Source organism: Bauldia sp., assembly GCF_020442045.1.
Lineage (GTDB): Bacteria > Pseudomonadota > Alphaproteobacteria > Rhizobiales > Kaistiaceae > Bauldia.
The window spans coordinates 35,087-47,219 of sequence record NZ_JAGRLA010000104.1; the positions used below are offsets into that span (position 1 = coordinate 35,087).

Consider the following 12,133-nt stretch of genomic DNA (forward strand, 5'->3'; position numbering starts at 1 on the left):
CTGTCCGCCGGTGCGGCGGAACCGTCAACCCGTCCGCTGCCACCGGGTCACGGAGACGCCCGCCGCCGCGTCGAGGACTTCCGGCGGCGCGGGACGGAGACCGTGCGCGGCGAGACTCCCGGCGGCGCTCCGGCCTTCGGACACCGACGAGAATATCGGGATGCCACCGGCTATCCGGACGCCGGCAACGCGCGCGAGATCGAATCGGTCGAACCCCGTTTCCAGGAAGAAATCAAAGACCTCCCGGCCACCGGGAATGGCCGCGACGCCACCCTCCGGCGCGACCTCGGCCAGCGCCTTCCCGATGCTCATGCCGGCCGGATTCCACCACCAGCCGTCGTCGTGCCGTTCGAGGCCGGCGACGGAGCGCGACATCACGAGGCGCCGTCGCCGCTTCGGATTGGGATTAACCTCGTGGCCGAGCCGTCCGAGAATCGTCACCGCCGCCGTATCAAGCGCCGACTGGAATCGCCGCCAGTCGGCCTCGTTGCGCAACGAGTCGGGGGTCAGTCCGTCGGCGCCGGCGATCCGGTCGTCCTCGGAGACGATGGCGTGGCCGTGAAAGGTCCAGCGGCCGATCACGTCCTGAGCGTGCCGCCGGTCACCTTCTCGACCGCCGCGACGATCTTCGCCGATGTCGCGTCGATCTCCTCGTCGGTCAGCGTCTTCTCGGTCGGCTGAAGCACGACCTCGATGGCCAGCGACTTGCGGTCGGCGCCGATCGCCTCGCTCTCGAAGACGTCGAAGACCGAGACATCGGAGATCAGCTTCCTGTCGGCGCCTTTCGCCGCCCGCATCACCGCCGCCGCGGCGACCGAGCGGTCGAGCAGGAAGGCGAAGTCGCGGCGCACCGGCTGGAGATCGGAGAGGGCGAGCGGCGGGCGCGTCCTGGTGGCGCGCGCCTTGGGCTCCGGAATCGCCTCGAGGATGATCTCGAATCCGGCAAGCGGCCCCGAAACGTCGAGCTCCTCAAGGACCGCCGGGTGGAACTCGCCGAACCAGCCGATCACCGTCTTCGGTCCCTGCCGGATCGTCCCGGAGCGGCCGGGATGGAACCAGGCCGGCGCGTCGGTGGTGATCTGGACCTTGTCGGCCGAGAGGCCTAGCGCCTCGATCAGGGCGATGGCGTCGGCCTTGGCATCGAAGGCCGAGACCGCCGCCGCGGAGCCCGACCAGTGCCGGCCGCCGCCATCCACGCCGGCCGTCCCGCGGCGGACGCCGGTCGCCGCGGTGCGCTGGTCGTCGGGCCGGTCGCCGCCGTAGACCTGGCCGACCTCGAACAGGGCGAGATCGTCGAAGCCGCGGTCGGCGTTGCGCTGGGTCGCGGCGATCAGGCCGGGCAGCAGGCTCGGCCGCATGTCGGACATGTCGGCGGCGATCGGATTGGCGAGGATGAGCTCGGGCTGGCCGCCGCCGAAGGCCTCGGTCTGGCGCGAGGAGATGAACGACCAGGTCACCGCCTCGACCATGCCGCGTGCCGCGAGCGCCCGCTTGGCGGCGCGCGTCCGTGTCTGGAGCGTGGTCAGCACCGGCTTGAGGCTGCCCGGATCGCGCCGCAGCGGCGTCACCGGCACGCGGTCGACGCCGATGATCCGCACCACCTCCTCGACGAGATCGGCCTTGATCGCGACATCCGGCCGCCATGACGGCACGCTGACCACGATGCTGCCCTCCGTCCGGTGCGGCCTGCAACCGAATCCGAGGTCTTCGAGGATGCGGGTAGCGTCGCTGACCGAAGGATCGATGCCGGTGAGCCGCTTGATCTCGGCCACCGGGAAATCGATCACGGTCGCGGGTTCCGGCACCTCGCCCGCGATGAATAGGTCGCTTGGGCTTCCGCCGCAAAGCTCCATCACCATGCGGGTCGCCATCTCCAGCCCGGGAATCATGAAGGCAGGGTCGACGCCGCGCTCGAAACGGTGGCGCGCGTCGGACTGGACGCCGAGCCGGCGTCCGGTCTGGGCGATGTTCAGCGGCTCCCAGAGCGCCGATTCGATCAGCACGTCGACGGTGTCCTCGGTGCAGCCGGAATCCTCGCCACCCATGATGCCGGCGAGCGACTCGACGCCGCGATCGTCGGCGATGACGCACATCTCCGGATCGAGCGCATAGGTCTTGCCGTCGAGCGCGAGGATTTCCTCGCCGTCGCGGGCGCGGCGGACGACGAGGCTGCCGAAGACCTTGGCCGCGTCGAAGACATGCAGCGGCCGGCAGCGGTCATGGGTGATGAAATTGGTGATATCGACCAGCACGTTGATCGGGCGGAGGCCGATCGAGCGGAGCCGCTGCTGCAGCCATTCCGGCGACGGGCCGTTCTTCACGCCGCGCACCAGCCGCAGCCCGAAGGCCGGGCAGAGCGACGGCGCGTCGCCGAAATCGAGCGCCACCGAGACCGGGCAGGGTCCGTCTCCCTTGACCGGCTCGACCGGCCGCAGGATAGCCCTGCCCTCGCCCGCCGCCGCGAGGTCACGGGCGATGCCGGTGACGCCGAGCGCGTCGGGCCGGTTCGGGGTGATGGCGACATCGAAGACCGGATCGTCGAGGCCGGCATAATCGGCATAGGGCGTGCCGACCGGCGCGTCCTCGGGCAGGTCGACGATGCCGGTATGGTCGTCGGAGAGGCCGAGCTCGCGCTCCGACAGCAGCATGCCGTTCGATTCGACGCCGCGGATCACGCCCTTCTTGAGGTCGACGCCGGTGCCGGGAACACGGGTGCCGGCCGGGGCGAAGACGCCCTTCATCCCGGCCCGCGCATTCGGCGCGCCGCAGACCACCTGGACCTCGCTGCCGTCGCCGGGATCGACGACGCAGACCCGCAGCCGGTCGGCATTCGGGTGTGGCTCGGCCGAGACCACCCGGGCGATGCGGAACGGCGCGAAGTCCTTGGTCAGATCCTCGACGCCTTCGACCTCGAGGCCGATCATCGTCAGCTTGTCGGCGATCCCGTCGACGGTGGCGATGGTGTCGAGATGCTCCTTGAGCCAGGACAGGGTGAATTTCATGACATTGCGCTTTCGGTCTTGCGGGCGGCCGCCATATCGAGAAGGCGGGCGAGGACATTGGCGTAGCCGAGCGCGTCGTCGATCGCCCGGTGGGTATGGGGCACGTTGCCGAGCCACTCGGCGTCGAAGGGCTTGCCCATCATCGTCACCTGATCGAGCCCGGTGACCGCGGCGGCGAAGGAGGCGATGTCGAGGCCGACGCCGGAAAAGAGCGGCGTTCCCGCGCCCGGCATGGTCATGATCCGCTTGCCGGCGAAGACATCGAGATAGTGGTCGATCCACACCCCGTCGAGCATCAGCGGCCGGGCGGCGAAAACCCGCGGCACCGGCAGGCTTTCCAGCCACGCGACGTAGCGTGGCATGATCGTTTCCGGCGGCTCCGGGTCGCGGGTTGCCTCGGCATGGGCCTCCGGGTGGGTGGCCCACCAGGCCGTGGTCCGTTCGTCCGGGCCATGGCCGGCGCGCGGCGTGAGCACCGCCTCGAACTGGTCGAGCACCGCGCCGCGCCCGTCGATCGCCACCGAGGCGAAGCTCAGCATCGAATTGCGGAGCGGGCTCGGCCCGTCGAGCTCGACGTCGGTGACGACGAAGGTCGTACCCTCGGCCGGTGTCACGACGACAGCCCCCTTGCCAGCGACGGCAGGTCGAGCGGACGGAAGCCGTAGTGGTTCAGCCAGCGCACGTCGGCGTCGAAGAAGGCGCGGAGGTCCGGCATGCCGTATTTCAGCATGGCGATGCGGTCGATCCCCATCCCCCAGGCAAAGCCCTGGACCTTGTCGGGATCGAGCCCGCCATAGCGGATGACGTTCGGGTGGACCATGCCGCAGCCGAGGATCTCCATCCAGTCGTCGCCGGTGCCGAAACGGACCTCCGAACCCGAGCGGTCGCACTGGATATCGACCTCCATCGACGGCTCGGTGAAGGGGAAGAAGGACGGGCGGAACCGCATGTTGATCCGGTCGACCTCGAAGAAGGCCTTGCAGAATTCCTCCAGCACCCATTTCAGCGTGCCGATGGTCGATTCTTCATCGAGCACCAGCCCCTCGATCTGATGGAACATCGGGGTGTGGGTCTGGTCGGAATCGAAGCGGTAGGTGCGGCCGGGGATGACGACACGGATCGGCGGTGTCTCGGTCTCCATCGTCCTGATCTGGACCGGCGAGGTGTGGGTGCGCAGCAGCATGCGCGAGCCGTCCTCCTTCGGATTGAAGAAGAAGGTGTCGTGCATCTCGCGCGCCGGATGCCCCTCGGGGAAGTTCAGCGCCGTGAAATTGTAATAGTCGGATTCGATATCCGGCCCCTCGGCGATGGCGAAGCCGAGATCGGCGAAGATCGCGGTGATCTCGTCGATCACCTGGCTGACCGGATGGATGCGGCCGGTCTCCAGCCCCGAGGGGCGGACCGGCAGCGTGACGTCTACCCGCTCCTCCTCGAGGCGGCGGACGAGCTCGGCCTCCTTCAGCACCTCGCGGCGGGCGGCGATCGCCTGGTTGATACGGTCCTTCAGGCCGTTCAGCGCCGGCCCCATCACCTTCCGCTCGTCCGGGGTCATGGCGCCGAGGCCCTTGAGGAGCTCCGACACCGCGCCCTTCTTGCCGAGCGCCGCTACCCGCTCCGCCTCCAGCGCCGTCTCGTCGGCGGCAGCCGCGATGCGGTGAAGCAGGTCCTTCTCGAGCGCCTGGAGATCGGTATTGGCCACAGTATTCATCGGAAAGTCCTCAGCTCATCCAGCGCAGCGTTCGCGGCTTCAGCGGGTTCTCGAAGGCGCGGCCTTCCCTCGCCGCGTTCGCCCATTCGTCCTTGACGTGCATCCACCAGCGCGCCTGGGTATCGGCGTCGTTGATCAGCATCACCTTCGGCGCCGTCATCAGGCCCTCGCGCTGGCGGATGACGACGACACGGTCCTGGTCGAGGAAGACCCGCATCAGGTGGCGGGCGAGCGGCGCCAACGGCCTCACCCAGCCCGGCGTCGTCCAGAACATCTGGTGTACCTCGGTCGCCTCGTCGGTGATCGGGGTGATGGCGGTCAGCCCCACCACCGCATGCCTGTCGCCGCGGATCTCCTCGATGCGCAGCCCCGGCAGCCGGTAGGTGATCTCGGTCGAGACATTCTTGCCGAGCAGCTTGTAGACGAGGTTCTGCGGCGGCAGGTCGTGGCGCACCATCTTCCAGCCGAGGTCCGACGGCTCGAAGGCCTTCTCCTTGGGGCGGAGCTTGCGCGCCTGGCGCTTGAACCACCAGGAGGTATGGACATAGGCGGCGTGGGTCGGGTCCATCAGGCCGAAGGCGGCGTGGTCGGCCGAACAGGCGAAATGCATCTGGATCGCCAGCGTCGGCCCGACGTCATCGGCGAAGACCGGCAGCGCCGGCGGCGTCGCCTCGTCTCCCGAGGGCTGCTCCTCGCCTTGCGCGAAATAGACCCAGATCAGGCCCTGGCGCTCGACGCAAGGGTAGGCGTTGGTGCGGATCTTCGAGATATCGGCCTGCTGGCCCTCGCGCAGCGACGGGATCGCCCGGCAGGCGCCGTCGCGGCCGAAGCGCCAGCCGTGATAGGCGCATTCGATGGTCTCGCCATCGAACCTGCCGTAGCGCAGCGGGATGCCGCGATGCGGACAGATGTCGCGGATGGCAAAGACCGAGCCGTCGGCGGCGCGGCCGATCAGCACCGGTTCGCCGAGCATGGCGACCGGAACGGTGGTGCCGCGCCGGACTTTTGCGCCCGGCATCGCGACGTACCACAGACCGCGGAGCAGCTCCGCCTTCAGGCCTTGCATTGATGTCTATCCCGCGAGCGCGCCGTCCGCCCTGTTCTCGGAGCGGCGTTCGCCGGAAGGCTTTGGCGCGCGGCTTACTGGAGCGCGCCCTGGGCCTTTGCGACGAGCGCCTGGAAGGCAGCCGGCTCACGGACGGCGAGGTCGGCCAGCACCTTCCGGTCTACTTCGACCCCGGCCTTGCCGAGGCCGTCGATAAATCGGCCGTAGGTCAGACCATGCTCGCGCGCAGCCGCGTTGATGCGCTGGATCCACAGCGCGCGGAACGAGCGCTTGCGGTTCTTGCGGTCGCGATAGGAATATTGCGCGGCCTTGTCGACCGCCGCCTTGGCGGTGCGGATGGTGTTCTTGCGCCGGCCGTAATAGCCCTTCGCGCGGGCGAGGACCTTCTTGTGCCGGGCATGGGCGGTGACGCCGCGTTTGACGCGTGACATGAGGATTCTCCGGTAAGGCTGGGTTCAGGCGTTCGGCAGGAAGTGCTTCTTGATGATGCGGGCATCCTGGTCGGAAAGGACCATCGTCCCCCGCGCCTGACGAATGAACTTGTTGGTGCGCTTGATCATGCCATGCCGCTTGCCGGCCTGCGCGACCATAACCTTGCCGGTTCCGGTCACCTTGAATCGCTTCTTGGCGCCCGATTTGGTCTTCATCTTGGGCATTTGGCTCTCCATGCAGCCTGTCGCGGACAACGATGCCGCCGGCCAGTTAGACGTTCATCTGAGCATTCGAGCCGCCACGGCATGCCCTTTTGAGGCCGGGCGGCTCGGAACCGCGGGGTTATACAGACTGGACGGACGCCGCACAAGCGTGCCCACGGCCAAAAATCGCCGCGCCCGCCACTGCCGGTCCGGCCCGTTCAAGCGGGCCGGCCACTGGGCTTCAGCGCGGCGCCAGCACCATGGTCATCTGGCGTCCCTCGAGACGGGGCTCGGACTCGACCTTGGCGAAATCCGCCGTCTCGTCCTTGACCCGGTCGAGCAACCTGACACCGAGTTCCTGGTGGGCCATCTCGCGGCCGCGAAAGCGGAGGGTCACCTTGACCTTGTCGCCTTCCTCGAAGAAGCGTTTCACAGAGCGCATCTTCACCTCATAGTCATGGGTGTCGATGTTCGGCCGCATCTTTATCTCTTTGATTTCGACCGTCTTCTGCTTCTTGCGGGCTTCCGCCGCCTTCTTCTGGGCCTGGTACTTATACCGGCCGAAATCGAGGGCCTTGCAGACCGGCGGAACGGAATTCGGGGCTATCTCGACAAGGTCGAGACCCGCCTCGGCCGCCAGTTCCAGGGCGCGCTCGATCGGTACGGTGCCCAGATTGGCACCTTCGGCATCGATATACTGAACTTCGCTGACGCGAATCTCCTCATTGACCCGGGGGCCTTCCTTGGCCGCCGTCGGGGGGGCTCTATGGGGCCTGCGAATGGCCATTCTCCTCTAGAATTGTACACAATAGCCCGCATCCCGCCCGATATCGCACGGCCGGTGCAGACAGCGAAGGATTCCTGCAAAGCCGACGGGAAGTCAACCAATTCGATCCGGGACGGGTTCCACCGGCAAGGAACGCGATATAGGCATTCGGAACCCCGTTCGCCAGCCGGAGGATGCGAGAATGACCGAAGCCAGCCCCGAGGAGATCACCGCCGGCAGTGGCGAAGACGCCCGGCGGATCGCCGTATTGTCACGGCCCGGCGGGGAGCCGGGCATCTTCTGGCTCGGCGGCTTCGCCTCCGACATGGCCGGCACCAAGGCCGAAGCGCTGGACTCTTTCGCGGCCGCCCGCGGCCTCGCGATGACCCGCTTCGACTATTCCGGCCACGGTCGGTCGGGGGGCCGTTTCGAGGATGGCACCATCTCGCTGTGGCTGGAGGAATCGCTCGCCGTCTTTGACCGGACCGCCGGCCCGCAGATCGTCGTCGGCTCGTCGATGGGCGGATGGTTGGCACTGCTCCTCGCCGAGGCGCACCGCGAAAAGGTCGGCGCAAAGGGGAGCCGGCTCGCCGGCCTCGTCCTCATCGCCCCCGCCGTCGACATGACCCGGGCGCTGATGTGGGAGACGATGAGCAAGCGCGACCGCAAGGAACTCACCGAAACCGGAATGTTTCGCGCCCCGAGCGACTATTCCGACAGCGGCTACGTCATCACCCGGAAACTGATCGAGGACGGCGACCGGCATCTTTTCGGCGACCGGCTGATCGAGACCGGCTGCCCGGTGCATATCCTCCAGGGGATACGCGACACGGATGTGCCCTGGCGCCACGCCACCGGCCTCGTCTCGCGGCTTGCCAGCGACGACGTGGTGCTGACCCTCGTCAAGGACGGCGACCACCGCCTATCGCGGCCCGAGGATCTCGAACGCCTCGAAGCGGCGATCGCCGGCATCATCGATGGCGACTAGCCTTCGCCTTTCCAGTTTCCCTCACGCCACAGCGCACCAAGACCCTCACGATAGGTCGGATGGCGGAGCGTGACCCCAAGCTCGTCCTTGATACGACGGTTCGAAACCCGCTTGTTCTCGCCATAGAAGGAGCGGGCCATCGGCGAGAGCTCCGCTTCGTCAAAGGGGATCGCCGACGGCGCCGCGACGCCCATCAGCCCCGCGGCATAGGCGACCACATCCTGCGGCGGCGCCGGCTCGTCATCGGCGAGGTTGTAGATGCGGGTCGCCGGCCGGGCGGCGGCGGCGGCGAGCGTCGTCGCGATGTCGGCGACGTGGATGCGGTTGAAGACCTGGCCGGGCTTGACCAGCCGCCGCGCCTTGCCTTCTGCGAGGTTGGCGAGCGCGTTACGGCCCGGCCCGTAGATGCCGGCGATGCGGAAGATGCCGAGCGGGACGCCCTGCTCGCCCGCGAGGCCAGCCCACTCCTGCTCCGCCTCGAGCCGCGCTTCGGATCGGCCGCGGCGCGGCCGGGGCGTCGTCTCCTCGTCGATCCAGGCGCCGCCATGGTCGCCATAGACGCCGACGGTCGAGAGGTAGCCGACCCAGGCGAGCTTCCGGGCCGCGCGGATATCGCCGCGATGATGGCGGAGGACGCGGTCGCCCTCCTCTCCCGGCGCGATCGAGACGAGGAGGTGGGTCGCCTCGCCCAACGCTTCCGCGACGCCATCGCCGGGCCGCGTGCCGTCGAAGGCCAGCGTCGTGATGCCGTCGGCCCGGAGCGCCGCCGCCTTCTCGGGGCCGCGCACCGTGCCGCCGATCGTCTCGGCCCGATCGCGAACCGCCGCGACGAAGGCGGTCGCGCTGTAGCCGAGGCCGAGGACAAAGAGCCGCATCAGGCGTCCCGCGTGCCGGCTGGAATCACCGTCGCCGCCGGCCGCTCCCGTCGTCCGGCCTTTCGATTTCCCGGACCTCGCCCAGTTCCAGCGTCCCGATCCTGAGCCGGTCGAACCGCGCTTCCTTTGTCGTCAGCCGGCCGATGGCGAGACGCCCGATGGCCAGCGCACCAATCGCCAGGGCGCCGATCGCGAAAGCCCCCGCCGCGACGGCGCCGAATGAGCCGGCTCCGACCGCCTGGCGGCCGACGGCCTGGGCGCGGAGCGCCTGCGCGCGCAGCCGGTCCTCGTGAAGCGCGGCGTGGTCCTTCGAGCCCGGGGGCACCAGTTCACCTTCCGGCGCGTCGGCCGTCGCCGGTGTCTTGCCTTCAGTCGATATCATGCCATTCCTCCAGGACCTGCTGGTCGGTTTCGGTTCCGATCCGCCGCGCCTTTTCCTCGCGCGCCGCCGCCGGATCGAGACGGCCGAGCGCCCAGACCGCGGCGCCGCGCACCAGCGGCGCGGCATCGTCAAGGAGATTCATGGCGGTTGGTCTCAGCTCCGTCATGCCGGAATTGCCGATCGCGATCATCACGTTGCGAACGAAACGGTCGCGGCCGATCCGCTTGACCGGCGATCCCGAGAAGCGGGCGCGGAAAGCGGCGTCGTCGAGCGCCGCGAACTCGGCCAGCGGCGGCCCATCGAGGTCGTCGCGGGCGGCGAGCTTCGCCTCGCTGGTGACCCGCGCGAACTTGTTCCACGGACAGACCGCCAGGCAATCGTCGCAGCCGTAGATGCGGTTGCCCATCGCCGCGCGGAATTCGCGGGGGATCGGCCCCTTGTTCTCTATGGTCAGGTAGGAGATGCAGCGCCGCGCATCGAGCCGGTAGGGGGCCGGGAAGGCCGCCGTCGGGCAGATGTCGAGGCAGGCCCGGCAGGATCCGCAATGGTCGATCTCCGCCGCGTCGGCCGGCAGCTCGCAATCGGTGAGGATGGCGCCGAGAAAAAGCCACGAGCCGAAGTCGCGGCTGACGAGGTTGGTATGCTTGCCCTGCCAGCCGATGCCGGCGGCGGCGGCAAGCGGCTTCTCCATCAGCGGCGCGGTGTCGACGAAGACCTTGACCTCGGCCCCGGTCCGAGCCGCGAAACGTCCCGCGACCTGCTTCAGCTTGCCCTTGATCAGGTCGTGGTAGTCGCGGTTGCGGGCATAGACCGAGATGGTCGCCCGGTCCTTGCGGCCGAGACCGGAGAGCGGGTCGCGGTCCGGTCCGTAATTCATGCCGAGCATGATCACGGAGCGCGCGGCGGGCCAAAGCGTTCGGGGCGCCGCGCGGCGCTCGGCCGTTTCCGCCATCCAGGCCATGTCGCCATGCAGGCCCTCGTCAAGGAACTGGCGGAGCCGCGGCACGGTCTCGGGCACCGCGTCCGGGCGCGCCACCCCGACGACGTCGAAGCCCTCCGCCAGCGCGTCGGCGACCAGCCGCTCCTTCAGAAGTCGAGATCGGCGTAATGGGTCGCCGGCAGGGCCCCGCGCAACGAATCGGCGAGGATCTCGCGGAAGCTCGGACGCGACTTGACGCGCGCGTACCATTGCTTCGCCGTCGCGTCTTCCTCCCATGGCACCTCGCCGAGGTAATCCGCACATGACAATTCGGCCGCCGCGGCAAGATCGGCGAAGGTCAGCTCACGCCCCGCCAGACAGTCCCGCCGCGCGACCAGATACCCGATATAGCGCAGATGATAGCGGATGTTGCTGCGCGCGGCGCGAATCGCGGCGGCATCCGGCGATCCGCCGCCATTGGCCGACGGCGCCAGCCGCTTCAGCACCTTCTCGGTGACCAGATAGCCGACGACCTCGTCGTCGAGCTTGTCCAGCGCCCAGGAGACGAGGCGCCGCACCTCCGCCCTGTCGACCGGGCCGGTCGGCATCAGGGTGCTTTCGCCGACCCGCGAGCCGCGGGTTTCCGCCAGGTATTCGGCGATCACCGTCGCGCCGATGATCGGCCCGTCGGTCTCGTCGACGAAGATCGGCACGGTGCCGGCCGGATTGAGCGCGAGGAGCTGCTCGCTCCGCTCCCAGGGCACGGTTTCGACAAGCTCAACCGCCTCGCCGTATTCGGCAAGGATCAGGCGCACATAGCGGCAGCCCGCTGACAGTGGGTGGTGGTACAGGACTGACATCAGGTGGGAGTAAGGGAGGAGGCCCCGATCACTTCTTCCTCTCGCGATTCGGCATCGGGTATAGAGACCACCTGCGGCCGGAACAAGGCGATTCGGCATCCTGCATAGGGGGAAATCCGTTGGACGGCACTTCGATCATCGACGCACTGATCCTCGGGGTCATCGAAGGCCTGACCGAATTCATCCCGGTCTCGTCGACCGCCCATATCCTGCTCGCCGGACGGGCGCTTGGTTTCGAGAATCCGGGCAAGATGTTCGAGGTGCTGATCCAGCTCGGCGCGATCCTCGCCATCCTCGCGGTCTATGCCGGGCGCCTGATCCAGCTGGTGCGGACCCTGCCAAGCGATCCGAAGTCCCGCCGCTTCGTTGCCGCCGTCTTCCTTGCCTTCCTGCCGGCCGCCGTGCTCGGCGTCCTCGGCCACCGGATCATCAAGGAGGTCTTCTTCGAATCGCCCCTTCTGATCTGCACGACGCTGATCGTCGGCGGGGTGATCCTGCTGATCGTCGATCGTATCAGGTTCGAGCCGCGCTACCACGACGTGATGGATTTCCCGTTGTGGCTGGCGCTCCGCATCGGCTTCTTCCAATGCCTGGCGCTGGTGCCGGGCGTATCGCGATCGGGGGCGACGATCGTCGGCTCGCTGCTGATGGGCACCGACAAGCGCTCGGCCGCCGAATTCTCCTTCTACCTGGCGATGCCGACCATGGCGGGCGCCTTCGCCTATGACCTCTACCAGAACCGCGCGCTGGTCACCGGCGACGAGATCGCCCTGGTGGCAATCGGCTTCGCCGCCGCCTTCGTCGCCGCCCTGCTGGTCGTGCGCTCGCTGCTCGATTTCGTCAGCCGCCACGGCTATTCGCTGTTCGGCTGGTGGCGGATCGCGGTCGGTGCCGCCGGTCTCTACTTCTTCGTCTATCGCGGCTGATCGAAC

The 12,133-nt window shown here is 68.2% G+C and carries 14 protein-coding genes; 2 read left to right on the plus strand and 12 right to left on the minus strand.

The window, feature by feature from the left end:
* Window positions 1-24: 24 nt before the first annotated feature.
* The 8 genes from KDJ86_RS11700 to infC all read right to left on the minus strand — a co-directional run bounded on the left by KDJ86_RS11700 (window position 25) and on the right by infC (window position 7,192).
* Window positions 25-582, minus strand: coding sequence for a hypothetical protein (locus KDJ86_RS11700; RefSeq protein WP_291745771.1), 558 nt, complete (start codon window positions 580-582; stop codon window positions 25-27).
* Window positions 579-3,002, minus strand: a complete 2,424-nt coding sequence (pheT, locus tag KDJ86_RS11705; protein ID WP_291745773.1) for a phenylalanine--tRNA ligase subunit beta — start codon at window positions 3,000-3,002, stop codon at window positions 579-581. The genes KDJ86_RS11700 and pheT overlap by 4 nt, the downstream gene beginning before the upstream one ends.
* On the minus strand, window positions 2,999-3,616 hold the full coding sequence (locus tag KDJ86_RS11710; protein WP_291745776.1) for a PolC-type DNA polymerase III domain-containing protein: 618 nt from the start codon (window positions 3,614-3,616) through the stop codon (window positions 2,999-3,001). Before KDJ86_RS11710 ends, pheT begins: the two co-directional genes overlap by 4 nt.
* Window positions 3,613-4,710 carry a phenylalanine--tRNA ligase subunit alpha gene (pheS, locus tag KDJ86_RS11715; RefSeq protein ID WP_291745778.1) on the minus strand — a complete coding sequence of 366 codons (1,098 nt, stop codon included), beginning with the start codon at window positions 4,708-4,710 and terminating at the stop codon, window positions 3,613-3,615. Before pheS ends, KDJ86_RS11710 begins: the two co-directional genes overlap by 4 nt.
* Window positions 4,711-4,720: 10 nt before the next feature.
* On the minus strand, window positions 4,721-5,776 hold the full coding sequence (locus KDJ86_RS11720) for a Rieske 2Fe-2S domain-containing protein (RefSeq protein WP_291745780.1): 1,056 nt from the start codon (window positions 5,774-5,776) through the stop codon (window positions 4,721-4,723).
* A gap of 74 nt (window positions 5,777-5,850) precedes the next feature.
* On the minus strand, window positions 5,851-6,207 hold the full coding sequence (gene rplT / locus KDJ86_RS11725) for a 50S ribosomal protein L20 (protein ID WP_291745782.1): 357 nt from the start codon (window positions 6,205-6,207) through the stop codon (window positions 5,851-5,853).
* Between the two features lie 24 nt (window positions 6,208-6,231).
* Complete coding sequence (gene rpmI, locus KDJ86_RS11730) at window positions 6,232-6,432, minus strand: 50S ribosomal protein L35 (protein ID WP_291745784.1); 201 nt, start codon at window positions 6,430-6,432, stop codon at window positions 6,232-6,234.
* A 220-nt stretch (window positions 6,433-6,652) separates the two neighbouring features.
* Window positions 6,653-7,192, minus strand: coding sequence for a translation initiation factor IF-3 (infC, locus tag KDJ86_RS11735; RefSeq protein ID WP_291745877.1), 540 nt, complete (start codon window positions 7,190-7,192; stop codon window positions 6,653-6,655).
* A gap of 187 nt (window positions 7,193-7,379) precedes the next feature.
* On the opposite strand from infC, the gene KDJ86_RS11740 reads away from it, so the two are divergent.
* Entirely contained in the window at window positions 7,380-8,165 is a 786-nt protein-coding gene (locus KDJ86_RS11740; protein ID WP_291745786.1) for an alpha/beta hydrolase, read from the plus strand.
* Here the strand turns inward: KDJ86_RS11740 and KDJ86_RS11745 are convergent.
* Genes KDJ86_RS11745 through KDJ86_RS11760 form a run of 4 tightly spaced genes read right to left on the minus strand, consistent with a single transcriptional unit; the run spans window position 8,162 to window position 11,201 of the window.
* On the minus strand, window positions 8,162-9,040 hold the full coding sequence (locus tag KDJ86_RS11745) for an SDR family oxidoreductase (protein ID WP_291745788.1): 879 nt from the start codon (window positions 9,038-9,040) through the stop codon (window positions 8,162-8,164). The genes KDJ86_RS11740 and KDJ86_RS11745 overlap by 4 nt on opposite strands.
* Before the next feature lie 25 nt (window positions 9,041-9,065).
* Complete coding sequence (locus KDJ86_RS11750) at window positions 9,066-9,422, minus strand: hypothetical protein (RefSeq protein WP_291745790.1); 357 nt, start codon at window positions 9,420-9,422, stop codon at window positions 9,066-9,068.
* Complete coding sequence (queG, locus tag KDJ86_RS11755; protein ID WP_291745792.1) at window positions 9,409-10,611, minus strand: tRNA epoxyqueuosine(34) reductase QueG; 1,203 nt, start codon at window positions 10,609-10,611, stop codon at window positions 9,409-9,411. Before queG ends, KDJ86_RS11750 begins: the two co-directional genes overlap by 14 nt.
* The gene (locus KDJ86_RS11760; RefSeq protein ID WP_291745794.1) at window positions 10,509-11,201 is read right to left on the minus strand and encodes a glutathione S-transferase family protein; all 693 of its coding nucleotides are present in this window, start codon (window positions 11,199-11,201) and stop codon (window positions 10,509-10,511) included. The genes queG and KDJ86_RS11760 overlap by 103 nt, the downstream gene beginning before the upstream one ends.
* Before the next feature lie 119 nt (window positions 11,202-11,320).
* On the opposite strand from KDJ86_RS11760, the gene KDJ86_RS11765 reads away from it, so the two are divergent.
* Window positions 11,321-12,127: an undecaprenyl-diphosphate phosphatase gene (locus tag KDJ86_RS11765; protein ID WP_291745796.1), complete on the plus strand. Its 807-nt coding sequence runs from the start codon at window positions 11,321-11,323 to the stop codon at window positions 12,125-12,127.
* The last annotated feature ends 6 nt before the right edge of the window (window positions 12,128-12,133 follow it).